This window comes from Bosea sp. AS-1, assembly GCF_002220095.1.
Lineage (GTDB): Bacteria > Pseudomonadota > Alphaproteobacteria > Rhizobiales > Beijerinckiaceae > Allobosea.
Genome location: NZ_CP022372.1, coordinates 3797194 through 3814055, shown reverse-complemented (window position 1 = coordinate 3814055; position 16862 = coordinate 3797194). Strand labels below are relative to the sequence as shown.

Sequence of the window (16862 nt, the reverse complement as noted above, 5' to 3'; positions counted from 1 at the left end):
TCCCTCCGGGAGACACGTGATCATCAATAGCCCAGCAGAAACGGATTCACCCCCGCTCGTTTCCAGCCGGCTTCGATCACCAGCAGGTCGAGGCCGAGGCTCGCGACATCGTCGGCGACCGGTTCCAGCTCCGTATCCTTGCGGCGGTTGAGGATCTTCACATAGGTCCGGCACTCGTCGCAGGTCTCGGCCTTGATCGTGTCGGCAATGCCCTCGATCGCCTGATAGGCGATGCCCTTGGTCGAGCCGCAGGAGACGCATTTCACCCGGACGTGATTCCACTGCGTCGCACAGAGCGAGCACTGGACATAGCGGACGCCCTCGACCTCCAGATCGGCCACGATCGCGCTCGCCACCGGCGGCCCGCCGCAGCAGGGGCAGACACCACCCGCGACCGGTTGCGGCAGCAGGGGATCGAGCTCCGCAGCGCGCCGGGCTGCGACGACCTGCAGGGCCGCTGCGACGAAGATGTGCTCGGCCACGGCCTCGACCGGGATCGCGTCCGCCAGCACGGCATCGAACATGGCACGACGGGCGTCCCGATCCGTTGCCTTGGTCCGCTCCAGGGCATTGCGGGCGAGGTCGGGCATGGCCGCCCCGTCGAGCAGAACCGCCAGCCTGTCGAGGGCTGCGGATGCGGCTGGGTCTTCAGCCAGCTCTTCGCGCGGCAGCACAGGCATGGCATTTGCCGCGCGCATCCTGAGGTCGTTCAGCGCGGGCAGGGCAGGGGGCGGCGATGCCCGCGCGATCTCGTCCTGCGCCCGTGACAACGCGGCGAGAAAATTCAGATAGGGTTCGAGCTGGTGGCCAGGTGCCAGCGCTGCAAAGCGCATGGCGCGCAGGCCGAACAGCGTTCCCGGCAAGGGCAGGCGGACAAAGGGCGGCTTGTCGCGTTCCGCGATGCCGACATCCTCGAAGGGCGCAAAGCCCGGCACGTCACTCATTCCGATCCTCTCGAACCGCACGGGTCACGGGAGACGGGGCGGCGGAGGTCGCCCCGCATCAAGGCATCCTGCTACTCGGCTGGGCCGATATTGGGGCGGCGCGGCGGTGCCTGGCGCTCGTCGATCACGCCTTCGCGCGCCTCGTGGCGCAGCCAGAGCCGATGATGGCGAAACGCCCAGCCACCCGTCACCTGGCCTTCGGTCATCGCGCTAATCGTTCCGCGGATGTAGAAGCCGGCATAGATGTGGACGATGACCACCAGCAGCATGGCGACTGCCGCCAGCGCATGGATGATATGGCCGAACCGCTGCTGCTCGATGGTGAAGCTCGCCCCGAAATACTCGTACCAGATCATGATACCTGTCACGAACAGGACGAGGATGAGCAGCGTCATCAACCAGAAGACGATCTTCTGCGCGCCGTTGTACTTGCCGATTTCCGGCAGGTTCTCCTCGTTCCCGGACATCACCTCGCCGATATGGCGCATCCAGACCGTGTCGACCTTGCTCCAGAAATTGTAGCGGACCATCTGCACGAACAGCACGAAGAAGCTGGCGAGCAGCACGATGCCGATCCAGGGATGCAGGGCGCGCGTATTGGCGCCGCCGCCGAACAACCCGGAGAGAAAGAACAGCGACGGGTGGAACAGCGCCGCGCCGCTGAGCGCGAGCAGGATCAGCGAGATCGCGGTGACCCAGTGGTTGACACGCAGGAAGCCGCCATAACGGTCGACGACGGTGCCGTCTTCTTCACGCCTCACGGCCACGGGCTGCCTCCTCGTCGATGAGATGGTCTGCCTCGCGTTCGTCGCGACGGGTCACCTCGTTGCGCCGCGCCACGATTCCGTGGACGAAGGCGAAGGCGGCTGCGAAGCCGACGGCCGCCATGCCGGCATATTTGGTCAGCCCCTTCCAGAGTTCGACGACCTGGCTGATCTGCGGGTTCTGCGGCAAGCCGGAGTAGAGCTGCGGCTGGTCGGCATGGTGCAATACATACATCACATGCGTGCCGCCGACGCCGGGCGGATCATAGATGCCGGCGTTCTGGAACCCGCGCGACTTCAGATCCGCGACGCGGGTCTGCGCGAAAGTCAGCTGCGCCTCCTTCGTGCCGAAGGTGATCGCGCCGGTCGGGCAGGCCTTGGCGCAGGCTGGCGCTTGGCCGACCGAGACCCGATCGGAACAGAGCGTGCACTTGTAGGCCTTGTGGTCCGTCTGGCTGATGCGCGGGATGTTGAAGGGGCAGCCCTTCACGCAGTAGCCGCAGCCGATGCAGTTCTCCGAGACGAAATCGACGATGCCGTTGTTGTACTGCACGATCGCGCCGGGAGCGGGGCAGGCCTTGAGGCAGCCCGGATCGGCGCAGTGCATGCAGCCGTCCTTGCGGATCAGCCATTCGAGGTTGCCGCTCTGCGGATTCTCCCATTCGCTGAACCGCATCAGCGTCCAGCTGTTCGGCGTCAGGTCGTGCGGGTTCTCGTAGGACCCGGTGTTGAAGCCGATCTCCTCGCGCAGATTGTTCCACTCGAGGCAGGCCGACTGGCAGGCTTTGCAGCCGATGCATTTCGAGACGTCGATGAGCTTCGCCACCTCGAGATCGTGGCGAACATCCGGCGGGCGAAAATTGCTCGCCGAGATGCGGGCGAAGTCCTGGCTCTGCAATCCCATCGGACCCTCCCTAGCTGACCGCCGGCCCGTTGGACGGCTCGACATTCACCAGGAACGCCTTGAACTCGGGCGTATCGGTGTTGGCGTCGCCGACGAACGGGGTGAGGCTGTTGGGGCCGAAACCCTTCCTGGCCGCACCGGTGAAGCCCCAGTGGAGCGGGATGCCGACAACGTGCACGGTCTTGCCGTCGCAGGTCAGCGGCTTGATGCGTTTGGTCACCACCGCTTTGGCGTAGACCGAACCACGGTTGGAGGAGACCTTCACCCAGCCGCCGTTCTGGATGTTCTTCTCCTTCGCCAGCTGCTCGCTGAGCTCGACGAAGAACTCCGGCTGCAGCACCGAGTTCACCCAGACATGCTTCGTCCAGAAGTGGAAATGCTCGGTCAGGCGGTAGGAGGTCGCCGCATAGGGGAATTTGTCCGAAGTGCCGAGCGCGGCGAGATCATCCTTGAAGATGCGCGCGGCCGGGTTGCCGCGGATCTTGGGCGCCATCACGTTGACCACGGGGCTTTCGAACGGCTCGTAATGCGCCGGGAAGGGCCCGTCCCGCATCAGGCCGCGGGCGAACAGCCGGGCCGATCCCTCGGGGTTCATGATGAAAGGACCGACATCCCGGGGTTTGGCGTTCACCGCGATGTCCGGCACGTCGTAGCCGGTCCAGGCGGTGCCGTTCCACTCGATCAGCTTGCGCCTGGGATCCCAGGCCTTGCCGTCGAGATCGGCCGAGGCGCGGTTGTAGAGGATGCGCCGGTTGGCCGGCCAGGAGAACGCCCAGTTCGAATAGGCGCCGGTATTGCCCGGATCGCTGGTGTCGCGACGGGCCATCATGTTGCCCTTCTCGGTCCAGCAACCGGAGTAGATCCAGCAGCCACAGGCGGTCGAGCCGTCGTCGCGCAACTGGCCGAAAGCGTCGACCTGCTTGCCCTTCTCCAGCAGGACCTTGTTCGGGTCTGCCGGGTCGGTGACGGTGGAGACGACGTAGCCGTTGAGTTCCTTCGCCATCTCGTCGGCCTGCGGGTCCATCGGGTCGCGATAGGGCCAGTGCAGGTTGACGATCGGGTCTGGAAAGGCCCCGCCCTCCTTCTGGTAGAGCGCGCGCAGCCGCATATGAAGCTGCGCCATGATCCAGGTGTCGGTCTTCGCCTCGCCTGGAGGTTCCTGCCCCGGCCAGTGCCATTGCAGCCAGCGGCCGGAATTGACCAGCGAGCCCTCGTCCTCGGCGAAGCAGGTCGTCGGCAGCTCGAAGACCTCGGTCTGGATCGACTCGGGCTTGACGTCGTTATGGACGCCCTCGTCCTTCCAGAACCGCGCCGTCTCCGTCTGCAGCGGGTCCATCACCACCAGGAACTTCAGCTTCGACAGCGATGCCGTGATCTTGCCGCGGTTGGGCGCGGAGAGCAGCGGGTTGAAGCCCTGGCAGAAATAGCCGTTGACCTTGCCTTGATACATCAGGTCCATGATGCGCAGCAGATCGTAGCTGGCGAGGTCGAGCTTAGGCAGCCACTGATAGGCGAAGTCGTTTTCCGCCGTCGCCGCCTGACCCCACATCGACTTCAGGAAGCTCACCATGAACTTCCTGTAGTTCTGCCAGTAGCTCATCTGGTTTGGACGCAGCGGCTTGAAGCCGCGCGTCGACATGTAGGTCGCGAAATCGACCTCCTTGTCCTTCGGGATCGCCAGATAGCCCGGGATCAGGTCCGACATCAGGCCGATATCGGTGAGCCCCTGGATGTTGGAGTGCCCGCGCAGCGCATTCATGCCGCCGCCGCGCACGCCGATGTTGCCGAGCAGCAACTGCACCATCGCCATGGTGCGGATGTTCTGCGAGCCCTTGGAATGCTGCGTCCAGCCGAGCGCGTACATCGACGTCATCGTCCGGTCGCGCGCCGAGCACTCGGAGATCATCTTGCAGATCGCCGCGTACTTGTCCTTGGGCGTGCCGCAGATGCGCTCGACCATCTCGGGCGTATAAGCCGCGACGTGCTTCTTCAGCAGCTGGTAGACGCAGCGCGGATTCTGCAGCGTCTCGTCGACCTGGACATAACCGTCCGGCCCGAGCTCGTACTCCCAGCTCGTGCGGTCGTAGTCGCGCTTGGCCTCGTCATAGCCGGAGAACAGGCCGTCCTGATAGCTGAAGCCCTCCTTCACGATATAGGGCGCGTTGGTGAAGGCGCGCACATAGTCGTGCTGGATCTTGTCGTTCTCGATACAGTACCTGATCACTCCGAGAAGGAAGGCGATGTCGGTGCCTTGCCGGATCGGCGCGTAGAAATCCGCGACAGAGGCTGTGCGCGTGAAGCGCGGATCGACGACGATCAGCTTGGCGCCACGCTGGGCTTTCGCCTCGGTGACCCATTTGAAGCCGCACGGATGCGCTTCGGCGGCGTTGCCGCCCATGACGATGACGAGGTCGGTGTTCTTGATGTCCGTCCAGGAGTTGGTCATCGCACCGCGACCGAATGTTGGGGCCAGACTGGCCACCGTCGGTCCGTGTCAAACACGCGCCTGGTTGTCGAACGCCAAGACTCCGAGGCTTCGCACGACCTTGTAGGTCAGGAAGGCCGTTTCGTTGGTGGTCGCCGAAGCGGCCAGGAAGCCTGTGGTCAGCCAGCGGTTGACCGTCGTGCCGTCCTGGTTCTTCGCGATGAAGTTCTTGTCGCGGTCATCCTTCATCAGCCGCGCGATGCGGTCGAGCGCCTCGCCCCAGCTGATCGGCTTGAACTCGCGCTGGCCCGGTCCGCGATATTGCGGGACCTTGGTGCGCGTTTCGGAGTGGATGAAGTCGAGGAGGGCGGAGCCTTTCGGGCAGAGCGTGCCGCGATTGGTCGGATGATCCGGGTCGCCTTCGATATGGATGACCGCCGGGTGGGCGTTCTTCGATTTGTCGCCCAGGCTGTACATGATCACGCCACAGGCGACGGAGCAGTACGGACAGGTGTTTCTGGTTTCCGTCGTGCCTGTCAGCTTGAAGGGCCGCACGGCTTGAGCAAGGGCTTCTTCTGCCCCGCCGAACCCGAGCGCGGCTACGGCAGATCCGGCCAGCCCCGCTCCTGCGGCTTTCATGAACTGGCGGCGCGAGAGCTCTTGCAGCATCTCAACCTCCCAGATGAACAATCACGCATTGTTCAATTTGGAATAGTGAAACTCTGCCGGGAGGGCGTCAAGCTGGCGCTGCCAGCGGCACTCCGCGGCAAGCTTAGACTTTTGTCGTAGGTCCGCGGGTGTCGGAGCACTCGCGATGAAGGCCGGGATCGGGATCTCGGCCTTCATCGCGGGAGGCTTCAGGCCGCGGCCTCGGTTTCCTTCTTCTGCCCGCGCAGCCGCCGCACGAGGCGCACGACGGCGACATAGAGCAGCGGCACGAAGAAGACGCCGACGGCGGTGGCGGCGATCATGCCGCCCATGACGCCGATGCCGATCGAGTTCTGGCTGCCGGAGCCCGCGCCGGTGGCGACTGCCAGCGGCAGCACACCGAGCACGAAGGCGAGCGAGGTCATCAGGATCGGCCGCAGGCGCTGGCGCGCCGCTTCCAGCGTCGCCTCGACGAGCCCCTTGCCCTGCGCCTCCTGCTCGATCGCGAACTCGACGATCAGGATCGCGTTCTTGGCCGCGAGTCCGATCGTCGTCAGCAGGCCGACCTTGAAGTAGACGTCGTTGGTCTGGCCGAACAGGGTCGCCGCCAGCAGGGCGCCGAAGATGCCGATCGGCACGCACAGCATCACCGCGAAGGGGATCGACCAGCTCTCGTAGAGGGCTGCCAGGCAGAGGAACACGACCAGCATCGAGATGGCGTAGAGGGCCACCGCCTGGCTGCCCGAGAGTTTCTCCTGGAAGGAGAGTCCGGTCCATTCATGGCTGAATCCTGCCGGAAGCTGCGCCATCAGGTGGTCGATCTCGTCCATCGCCGCGCCGGAGCTGACGCCCGGTGCCGCGCCACCCTGGATCTCGACCGCCGCAGCGCCATTGTAGCGTTCGAGACGCGGCGAGCCATAGGTCCAGCGGCCTGAGGAGAAGGCCGAGAACGGCACCATCGCACCGCTCTGGTTGCGGACGAACCAGCGCCCGACATCCTCTGGCTGCATGCGGGATGCGGCATCCGCCTGGACATAGACCGATTTCACGCGGCCGCGGTCGATGAAATCGTTGACATAGGCCGAGCCCCAGGCGGTCGAGAGCGTCGTGTTGACGTCGGCCAGCGAGAGCGTCAGCGCGCTCGCCTTCTCCTGATCGATCTCGACGGCGTATTGCGGCGTGTCCTCTTGGCCGTTCGGCCGGGTGCCGGCCAGCACCTTGCTCTGGGCGGCGAGGCCCAGCAGCTGGTTGCGGACCTGCATCAGCCGTTCATGCCCGGCGCCGGTGATGTCCTGCAGGTAGAAATCGAAGCCGGCGGTGTTGCCGAAGCCCTGGATCGCCGGCGGTGCCAGCGCATAGACGGTGCCATCCTTGATCGAGCGAAAGGCGCCCATTGCGCGTGCGGCGATGGCCTGTGCCGTCGCCTGCTTGCCGACGCGGTCCGCGAAGGGCTTCAGGCGCACGAAGGCGAGGCCGACGTTCTGCCCCTGGCCGCCGAAGCCGAAGCCGGCGACGGTCAGCACACCCTCGACGAGGTCCTTCTCCTTTTCCAGATAGTGCTTCTGCACCTGGTCGAGCACGCGCAGCGTCCGGTCCTGCGTCGCGCCGACGGGCATCTGCACGCTGGTCAGCAGGATGCCCTGGTCCTCGTCGGGCAGGAAGGAGCTGGGCAGCCGGGCGAACAGCCAGGCCATGCCGCCACCGATCAGGAGGAAGACGAGCAGGAAGCGCAGCGGCCGCGCGACCATGCCGGCGACGCCGGAGCGATAGCCATTGGTCGTGCGCTCGAAATTGCGGTTGAACCAGCCGAAGAAGCCCTTGCGCTCGCCATGCTCGGCGACCGGCTTCAGGATGGTCGCGCACAGCGCCGGCGTCAGCACCATCGCGACGACGACCGAAAGGATCATCGCCGTGACGATCGTCACCGAGAACTGGCGGTAGATCACGCCGACCGAGCCGCCGAAGAAGGCCATCGGCACGAACACCGCCGAGAGCACGGTCGCGATGCCGACCAGGGCGCCGGTGATCTCGTCCATCGACTTGATCGTCGCTTCCTTCGGCCCGAGCTTCTCTTCCTGCATGACGCGCTCGACGTTCTCGACCACGACGATCGCGTCGTCGACGAGCAGGCCGATGGCGAGCACCATCGCGAACATCGTTAGCGTGTTGATCGAATAGCCGAAGAGCGCCAACACGCCGAAGGTACCGAGCAGCACCACTGGCACCGCCAGCATCGGGATGAAGGTCGCGCGGATGTTCTGCAGGAAGACGAACATCACGACGAAGACGAGCAGGATGGCCTCGAACAGCGTGTGCACCACCTTCTCGATCGAGAGGGTGACGAAGGGCGTGGTGTCATAGGGGTAGGTGACTTCCACGCCTTCCGGCAGGGTCTGCTTGAAGCGATCGATCGTCGCCTGCACCGCCTTGGCCGTGTTGATGGCGTTGGCGCCCGTGGCGAGGCTGATGGCGAGACCGGTGGTCGGGTTGCCGTTGTAGCGCGATGAGGTGTCGTAGCTCTTCGCGCCGAGTTCGACGCGCGCGACGTCGTTGAGCCGGACGATCGAGCCCGAGGAACCGCTCTTCAGGATGATGTTTTCGAACTGGGCAGGGGTCTGCAGCCGGGAGGCCGCGGTGACCGTGGCGTTCAGCTGCTGGCCCTTGACCTGCGGCAGGCCGCCGAGCTGGCCGGCCGAGACCTGCGTGTTCTGCGCCTGGATCGCGTTGATGACGTCGCTCGGCATCAGCGCGTATTTGCGCAAGGCGTCCGGGTTCAGCCAGATCCGCATAGCGTAGCCGGCGCCGAAGAGCTGGGTCGTGCCGACGCCTTCGACGCGCTTCAGCGTATCGTTGAGCGTGGAATCGACGTAGTCGGCGAGGTCGGTCGTCGTCATCCGCCCATCGGTCGAGACGAAGGCGACGACCATCAGGAAGCCGGTAGACGCCTTGGCGACCGTGATGCCGGTGCTTTGCACCACGCTCGGGAGCTGGCGCGTGACGAGCTGCAGCTTGTTCTGCACCTGCATCTGCGCCACGTCCGGATCGGCCTGGCTGTTGAAGGTGAGCGTGATCTGGGCGTTGCCGGTCGCCGTCGAGGTCGCCGTCATGTATTGCAGGTTGTCGACGCCGGTCATGCCCTGCTCGATGACCTTGGTCACCGAATTCTCGACGGTCTGCGCGTCGGCGCCCGGATAATTGGCGCTGATCTGCACGGTCGTCGGCGCGATCTGCGGATATTGTGCGATCGGCAGCGTTCGCAGCGCCAGCAGTCCGGCCAGCATGATGACGATGGCGACGACCCAGGCGAAGATGGGCCGCTCGATGAAGAAGCGCGACAGCATGGGTCAGTTCTTCGCGCGGTTGCCGGGTTCAAGCTCGGCCCGCCGGTTGGCGGATTTGAGCTCGCCCGTCGCTTCGTCGACGCTGACCTCGGTCGGCGTCACGACCTGGCCCGGCCGGACAAGCTGGCCGCCTTCGACGATAAGGCGCTCGCCGTCCTTGACGCCGCCATCCACCAGCCAGTTGTTGCCGATGCTGCGGCGCGTGGTCAGCACCCGCTCTTCGACCTTGCCGTCGGGACCGACGAACTTGGCCGTCGCTTCGCCCTTGGTGTTGCGGCCGACGCCGCGCTGCGGCAGCAGGAAGCTGTTCTCGGCGATGCCTTCCTGGATCAGCGCACGCACGAACATGCCGGGCAGCAGCAGTTTTTCCGGGTTGGGGAATTCGGCGCGGACACGGAAGGTCCCGGTCGTCTCGTCGATATTGGCTTCGGCGAATTCGAGTTTGCCCGACTGATCATATTGCTGTCCGGTGTCGAGCTTCAGCTTCACCGCGACGTTGAGGCCAGTGAAGCGCAGCCGGCCTGAGGCGATGTCGTCGCGGAAGCGCAGCAGGTTGGTGCTGGACTGCGTGACGTCGACATTGATCGGATCGAGCTTGCGGATCGTCGTCAGCGCGGTCGCCTGGTTCGCGGTGACGAGCGCGCCCGGTGTCAGCGCGGATTTGTCGATGCGCCCGTCGATCGGCGCCGTGACCTTGGTATAGGCGAGGTTGATTCGCGCCGTCTCGACATTCGCCTTGGCGGCGGCGACATCGGCTTGCGCCTGGGCGAGCGTCGCGTTGGCGTCGTCCATGTCCTGCCGGCTGCCGGCGTTGCGCTGGAACAGCTCCTGATAGCGGCTGGCCCTGACCTGGGCGTTGGTGACGGCGGCTTCCGCCTTCCGCTGCGCCGCGATCGCGCTGTCGAGCGTGGCCTGATAGGGCGCGGGGTCGATCTCGTAGAGCACCTCGCCAGCCTTGACGTCGCCGCCCTCCTGGTAGAGCCGCGACTTGATGATGCCGTTCACCTGCGGCCGGACTTCCGCGACCAGATTGGCGGAGACGCGTCCCGGCAGCTCGGCGGTGATCGCGACGGGCTGCGGATGGAGCACGACGATGCTGACCTGCGCCTGCGGCTGCACCGGGGGGGCTGCTGATTTCTCGCCATTGCAGCCGGCCAGTGCAGTCGCGCAGAGAAGAAGGCCCGGTAGGGCAAGTCGCGACGATGATAGGGCGCGCACGGCCGACATGGAGTGTCCTTTTTGCAGGCGGGCGAATGCAGTGTTCAATCCGCGATTGCGCCTATCGCGTCAATAAGGCGGAAAGCGGGTGGTTGTTGCTGGCCGTCATTCCGAGCCGAAACTGCAACGGTCGGGAAACCACTTCTCGCTAACGATTCGGGCGGGGGAGAACTGAACCTCGGCAGAACCGGGGATGGCTGCGCCGTGGTTCCGCGGACGCTTCTGGATGGACCGAGTCATGATCAGCCTGACGATACGCCGCCGCATTCTGCTCAGCTTCGCAGCGGTGCTCGCGGTGATGTCCGCCATGGCGGCGCTGTCCTATATCTGGTTCGCCGAGGCGGAGCGGGAGGCGGTGAGTGTCGAGACCAAGACCGTCCCCGGCCTCTACTACAGCGCGCAACTCATGTCGGCCTGGAGCGAGAGCCGCGGCCTCACGCGTGAATTCCTGCTCTCCGACACGGCCGACGAAAAGAAGCAGGCACTGGAGAGAATCGCGACGGGGCGCAGCCGTGTCCGTGATGTACTGAAATCCTACGAGAGCGCGATCACGACCCAGGAGGACCGTGCCAACCACGCCCGTGCCGGACAGCTCTTCGACCAGTTTACACAAACCCAGGATGGTATTCTTTCGATCGGCAAGCCTGCGCCTGACGCCCAGCTATCCGAGATGGGTGCGCGGGTCCGGGCCGAACTCGAGCCGATCGCGACGCGTCTTCAGGAGGTCGTCGGTGCGATCCTCGCCTTCAACAAGGCAGAGGCCGACGATTCTACGCGCAACATCGTTTCGATCGTGCGCGCCGCCAAACTCGGGCTGGTCGTCAGCTTCGCATTCGCTGTCTTGCTGGCGATGCTGTGCGGCTACTTCCTGTTCAAGGCCGTGACGGGGCCGCTCGGCAAGCTGCTCGGCATCGTCGAGGTGATGCGTCGGGGCGACTTCAGCGAGCGACTTTCGCTGGCTCGTCGCGACGAGTTCAGTACTGTGGCGGATGGTATCAACGCGATGGCGGACGACCTTGCGGGGTTGATCGGCCAGATCCAGAAGTCGGGCATCCAGGTCAATACCTCGATCACCGAGGTCGCCGCGACCTCCAAGGAGCAGCAGGCGACCGCAAGCGAGATCGCCGCGACGACCACCGAGATCGGCGCAACCGCCAAGGAAATTTCCGCAACCTCGAACGAGCTCGTGCGCACCATGGACGAGGTTTCCGAGGTGGCGGAGCAGACGGCCAAGCTCGCCGGTGGCGGCCAGGCCGGGCTCTCCCGCATGGAAAGCACCATGCAGCAGGTCATGGAGGCGGCCGGCGCGATCAACGCCAAGCTCGCGATCCTCAGCGAGAAGGCCGGCAACATCAATCAGGTCGTCACCACCATCACCAAGGTCGCCGACCAGACGAATCTGCTCTCGCTCAACGCGGCGATCGAGGCCGAAAAAGCCGGGCAATATGGTCGTGGCTTCGCGGTGGTGGCCACCGAGATCCGCCGCCTCGCCGACCAGACGGCCGTCTCGACCTATGACATCGAGCAGATGGTCAAGGACATCCAGTCGGCCGTCGCCGCCGGCGTGATGGGGATGGACAAATTCTCCGAGGAGGTCCGGCGCGGCATGCAGGACGTCCAGCAGGTCGGCGGCCAGCTCTCGGACATCATCGAGCAGGTTCAGGGCCTGGTGCCGCGCTTCGAGGTCGCGAATGAGGGCATGCAGGCCCAGGCCGCCGGTGCCGGCCAGATCAGCGAGGCGCTGGTCCAGCTCGGCGAGGCCGCCCAGCAGACCGTGGAATCGCTGCAGCAGTCGACGCTCGCCATCGACGAGCTCAACCAGGTTTCGACCGGGCTGCGCAGCAGCATCGCGCGCTTCAAGCTGCGCGCCTGACGGAAAGGTCGGGCGGCGATGTTGTTCCTGACGTTCCGGCTGGGGCAAGACCGCTACGCGCTCGACGCCGGGCAGATCGAGGCGATCCTCCCGCTGGTCGCCATCAAGCAGCTGCCGGGCGCGCCTGCCGGCGTTGCGGGGGCGATCGGCTATCGCGGCCGGCCCGTGCCGTTGATCGACCTGAGCCTGCTTGCGCTCGGCCGGCCGGCCGAGCCGCTGCTCAGCACGCGGATTATTCTCTTGCGCTATCCTGTCGCGGCGGAGGAGCGTCGCCTCCTTGGTCTCCTGGCGGAAAAGGCCGTCGAGGCCGTCGAACGCGATCCAGGCGATTTCGTCGCCTCCGGCGTGGAGGCCGGCATGCCACCTTATCTCGGGCCGGTCGCGCCCGACGCGGACGGCCTGATCCAGTGGATCCGGGGCGAAGCGCTGCTGCCGCCCGCGATCCGCGATATCCTCTTCGCCCAACTCGCAGCCGCGCCATGATGGTCGAGACCGGAACCGTGCGCCATTTCGAGGGATTGCTGCAGGAGATGATCGGCCTGAGCAGCGCCAGTGTCGGCGCCTCGGTGATCCGCCACGCCTTGGCCCGGCGGATGGCCGCCCGCGCTTTGCCGGACCTCCACGCCTACTGGACCTATCTCAAGGAGCATCGGGACGAGCGCCAGGAGCTGATCGACTGCGTCGTCGTGCCCGAGACCTGGTTCTTCCGCGATCCCGAGGCTTTCGGCGCGATGACCGAGCATTTGCGGGGAAGGGAGCGTCCGTTCAGGCTGCTCAGCTTGCCCTGCTCGACGGGGGAGGAGCCCTATTCGATCGCGATGGCGCTGTTCGATGCCGGTTTCGCGGCGGCGGACTTCACCGTCGATGCGGTCGATGTCAGCACCCGCAACCTCGCCTATGCGGAGCGGGCGGTCTATGGCCGCAATTCCTTCCGCGGCGCCGATCTCGCCTTTCGCGAGCGCCATTTCGAGGCCTTCGAGGGCGGCTTCAGGCCGCATGATCGCGTCAGGCAACAGGTTCGCTTCACGCTTGGCAATCTGCTCGGCCCAGCCGTTTTCACCGACCGCCAACACTTCGATGTCGTCTTCTGCCGCAACCTGCTGATTTATTTCGATCGCGAGACGCAGGGTCAGGCCCTGGCGCGGCTCAACGGCATGCTCGCGGCCCACGGCCTGCTCCTCGTCGGCCCGGGCGAATCCGGTTTGCCCTCACTGCACGGCTACGTCTCGGCGAGACGGCCGAGGGCTTTCGCCTTCGTCAAGGCAGCGGCCGCGTCGCCGGTCTCGGTGGAGCCTGAAAGGGCCGCCGCCAGGCGCACGACGCGCGCCCTGTCCGCTCCTGCCATGCAAGGTCGGCGCGTGCCCATGCCAATCAAGCCCTTTGCCCGCCGGACTGCCCCCGTCGAACCGGTGCCGCCGGTGCCAGACGTGACGGGTGACGATCTCACGGCCGCCCGGGCGGCGGCCGATGCCGGACTCTTCGCGGAAGCGCGCAAGGCCGCCGAGCGACATGCCGCCCAATACGGTCCCTCGGCCGAAGCCTTCTATCTGGTCGGCCTGACCTATGACGCCGAGAACGAAGAGGCGCAGGCCGCAGGGCAATACCGGAAAGCGCTCTATCTCGCGCCGGACCATCGCGAGGCCCTGGCCCATCTGCGGCTCCTGCTTCAGCGGCAGGGCGACGAGGCGGGTGCAAGGGCGCTGACGCGCCGCCTCAGTCGGCTCGGCGAAAAGGGTGACACCTGATGTCCGGGGCCGAAGCGATTATCATCCAGACCGCGGATAGCATTGACGACTGCTGGCAGCGGATCGGTGTTCAGGGCGATCGCTCCTGTCCGGAGCTGGCGGCACATCTGCATTGCCGCAACTGCCCAACCTATGCGCGGACCGCGCGGCAGCTGCTCGACCGGCCGCTGCCTCCGGGCTATCGCGACGAATGGACCCGCTTCTTTGCTCGCGAGACGACGGAGACGGTGGGTGAGGGCGAGCGCGACACTGTCCTCATCTTCCGTATCGGGGAGGAGTGGCTCGCGCTTCCGGTCGCAACCTGCCAGGAAATCGCGGAGCCGCGGCCGGTCCGCTCCTTGCCGCATCGCCGCAGTACCGCGGTGCGCGGCATCGTCAATGTCCGTGGCGAGCTGCTCGTCTGTCTGTCCCTGGCGGAGTTGCTCGGCGTCGGTGCGGCCGGCGCCGCCCGCAGCGAGGGGCGGCTCGCGGCTTTCCAGCGCCTCGTCGTGATCGGTGGCCGCGGCGGGCGGACTGCCTTCGAAGTGGACGAAGTGCACGGTCTCCACGGTTATGACCGTGGCGAGCTTGGCCCGGTTCCCGCCACGGTCGGCCGGTCTGCGACGACGGCGGTCTCGGCAATGCTGCCCTGGAACGGGCGCGCCGTGGGCTGCCTCGATGCGGCGACCCTGCTCGACCTGATCGACCGGAGCATCGCATGAGCGGCGATGATTTCAGCGAACTCTCGATGTTGGAGCTGTTCCGGGCGGAGCTGGCCTCGCAATCGCATGCGCTGACGGCGGGGCTCCTGGCGCTGGAACGGGATCCCGCGGCACCGATGCATCTCGAAGCCTGCATGCGCGCCGCCCATTCCCTGAAGGGGGCTGCGCGCATCATCGAGCTGACGCCTGCCGTGCGGGTCGCGCACGAAATGGAGGAATGTCTCGTCGCCGCGCAGCACGGCAGGCTGACGCTGACCCGTATCCATATCGACACGCTGCTTGCGGGCGTCGATCTGCTGGCTGCGATCGCGGCGCAGGAGGGCGGCAGCGACGAAACGATGCAGCATCGGATCGACGCCTTCGTCGAGACCCTGCGTCAGCCGAAGCAGCAGTCGTCAATTGCGCTGCAGACCTCCGACGGGCCAGGCGATGCAAACAGTTTTTCCGTCACCGAGCCTCCGGCCCCGGAGCCCCCGCCGGAGGCCGCGAAATCTGCCGAGCCCTCCGCCGTGGCGGCGCCTGTCGAGGCGTCTGGCGAGCGCATGGTGCGGGTCTCGGCCGACAGCCTGAACCGCCTGCTCGGGCTCGCCGGTGAATCGCTGATGGCGGCGCGGCGATTGCGGCCCTTCAACGACGGATTGCTGCGGCTGCACCGCGTGCAGGGCGAATTGTCCCGAAACCTCGACGCCTTGCGCGCCGCCTTGCCGGCAGGGACCGACGAGCGGGCGCAGCAGGCCCTCTCCACCCTTCAGCTCCGGCTGGAGGAGGGGCAGGCGATCCTGGCCGAGCGGCTGGACGAGCTCGATATCGTGGACCGGGGTGCGAGTGACCTCGCCAACCGGCTCTATGACGAGACGCTGGCCAGCCGGATGCGTCCCTTCGAGGACGGAGTCCGGCATTTCTCGCGCACGGTGCGCGATCTCGGGCGTGCCCTGGGCAAGCCGGTGCGGCTCGACATCGTCGGCGGCTCGACGAGCATCGACCGCGACATCCTCGAACAGCTCGACGCTGCGCTCGGCCATCTGCTGCGCAATGCGGTCGACCACGGCATCGAGCCTCCCGATGAGCGTCGCGCTGCCGGCAAGCCGGAAGAGGGGACGATCCGAATCGAGGCGCGACACAGCGCCGGCCTGCTCCAGATCATCGTCTCGGATGATGGCCGTGGCATCGATATCGAGGCACTGCGCCAGAGCACAGTGGCGCGCGGTCTGGTCGCCGCTGGGAACGCGGGAAGCCTCAGCGAGGCGGAACTGCTCGAATTCCTGTTCCTGCCTGGCTTCTCGATGAAGGCTTCGGTGACCGACATCTCCGGGCGTGGCGTCGGGCTCGATGCCGTGCAGGCCATGGTCCGGCAGGTGCGCGGACAGGTCGGCGTCGTCTCGCAGCCGGGCCGCGGCACGCGCTTCCAGTTGCAGCTGCCGCTGACGCTCTCCGTAATCCGGGCCCTGCTCGTCGAGATTGCCGGCGAGCCCTACGCCATTCCGCTCGCAGCCATCGCGCGCACCTTGCGCGTGGCGCGGGAGGAGATCGCCTTTCTCGAAGGCCGTCCGCATTTCCGCTTCGAGGACCGGCAGGTCGGTCTTGTCGCGGCGCATGAAATCCTGGGGCAGGGCCAGCCGGTCTTCGATGCCGGCGACCTGGCTGCTGTGGTGGTCGGTGCGGGGGCGGGAACCTATGCGCTGGTCGTCGACCGCTTCCTGGGCGAACGCGAACTCGTCGTGCGCCCGCTCGACGAGCGACTTTCCAAGGTCAAGGACGTCAGCGCCGCCGCCTTGCTGGAGGACGGCAGCCCCACCCTGATCCTCGATGTCGAAGACCTGATCCGCTCGATGGAGAAGCTGGTCGGCGCCGGCAAGCTCCGCTCGCTCGAGCCGGTTGTCGCGGAAGCGGGCCGGGCACGGCGCAAGCGCGTGCTGGTGGTCGACGATTCTCTGACGGTCCGCGAGCTGGAGCGCAAGCTGCTTGCCCATCGCGGCTTCGAAGTCGAGGTCGCGGTCGACGGAATGGATGGCTGGAACGCCGTGCGCTCCGGCGGTTTCGACCTCGTCGTGACGGATATCGACATGCCGCGCATGGACGGAATCGAACTGGTCACGCTGATCCGCAGGGACGGCAACCTGCGCAACCTGCCGGTGATGATCGTCTCCTACAAGGATCGCGAGGAAGACAGGCGGCGCGGGCTCGATGCCGGCGCCGATTACTATTTGACCAAGAGCAGCTTCCACGACGAAACTTTGCTCAACGCCGTCGAGGATCTCATCGGCGAACCATGAGATTCGAGACCGGGGTTGGGGAGCGT

The 16862-nt window shown here is 66.0% G+C and carries 11 protein-coding genes; 5 read left to right on the top strand and 6 right to left on the bottom strand.

Going from position 1 to position 16862, the window contains the following annotated elements:
- Positions 1–23: 23 nt before the first annotated feature.
- From fdhE to CE453_RS19845, 6 genes are all read right to left on the bottom strand, one after another.
- A complete protein-coding gene (fdhE, locus tag CE453_RS19875; RefSeq protein ID WP_089176148.1) occupies positions 24–944 on the bottom strand; it encodes a formate dehydrogenase accessory protein FdhE in 921 nt (306 codons plus the stop codon).
- A gap of 71 nt (positions 945–1015) precedes the next feature.
- Positions 1016–1711 (bottom strand): formate dehydrogenase subunit gamma, encoded by a 696-nt coding sequence (locus CE453_RS19870; protein ID WP_248307806.1) that lies wholly within the window; start codon positions 1709–1711, stop codon positions 1016–1018.
- A complete protein-coding gene (gene fdxH, locus CE453_RS19865) occupies positions 1695–2612 on the bottom strand; it encodes a formate dehydrogenase subunit beta (RefSeq protein WP_089176146.1) in 918 nt (305 codons plus the stop codon). Before fdxH ends, CE453_RS19870 begins: the two co-directional genes overlap by 17 nt.
- A gap of 10 nt (positions 2613–2622) precedes the next feature.
- Complete coding sequence (gene fdnG, locus CE453_RS19860) at positions 2623–5706, bottom strand: formate dehydrogenase-N subunit alpha (protein WP_157733115.1); 3084 nt, start codon at positions 5704–5706, stop codon at positions 2623–2625.
- A 188-nt stretch (positions 5707–5894) separates the two neighbouring features.
- The gene (locus CE453_RS19850; RefSeq protein WP_089178033.1) at positions 5895–9023 is read right to left on the bottom strand and encodes an efflux RND transporter permease subunit; all 3129 of its coding nucleotides are present in this window, start codon (positions 9021–9023) and stop codon (positions 5895–5897) included.
- 6 nt (positions 9024–9029) lie between these two features.
- Positions 9030–10253, bottom strand: a complete 1224-nt coding sequence (locus CE453_RS19845; RefSeq protein WP_089176144.1) for an efflux RND transporter periplasmic adaptor subunit — start codon at positions 10251–10253, stop codon at positions 9030–9032.
- Between the two features lie 229 nt (positions 10254–10482).
- Between CE453_RS19845 and CE453_RS19840 the strand changes: the two genes are divergently transcribed.
- Genes CE453_RS19840 through CE453_RS19820 form a run of 5 tightly spaced genes read left to right on the top strand, consistent with a single transcriptional unit; the run spans position 10483 to position 16836 of the window.
- Entirely contained in the window at positions 10483–12117 is a 1635-nt protein-coding gene (locus tag CE453_RS19840) for a methyl-accepting chemotaxis protein (RefSeq protein ID WP_089178032.1), read from the top strand.
- Positions 12118–12135: 18 nt separating this feature from the next.
- Complete coding sequence (locus tag CE453_RS19835) at positions 12136–12600, top strand: chemotaxis protein CheW (protein WP_089176143.1); 465 nt, start codon at positions 12136–12138, stop codon at positions 12598–12600.
- Positions 12597–13862, top strand: a complete 1266-nt coding sequence (locus CE453_RS19830) for a CheR family methyltransferase (protein ID WP_248307805.1) — start codon at positions 12597–12599, stop codon at positions 13860–13862. The genes CE453_RS19835 and CE453_RS19830 overlap by 4 nt, the downstream gene beginning before the upstream one ends.
- A complete protein-coding gene (locus CE453_RS19825; RefSeq protein ID WP_089176142.1) occupies positions 13862–14563 on the top strand; it encodes a chemotaxis protein CheW in 702 nt (233 codons plus the stop codon). The genes CE453_RS19830 and CE453_RS19825 overlap by 1 nt, the downstream gene beginning before the upstream one ends.
- The gene (locus CE453_RS19820; protein ID WP_089176141.1) at positions 14560–16836 is read left to right on the top strand and encodes a hybrid sensor histidine kinase/response regulator; all 2277 of its coding nucleotides are present in this window, start codon (positions 14560–14562) and stop codon (positions 16834–16836) included. The genes CE453_RS19825 and CE453_RS19820 overlap by 4 nt, the downstream gene beginning before the upstream one ends.
- The last annotated feature ends 26 nt before the right edge of the window (positions 16837–16862 follow it).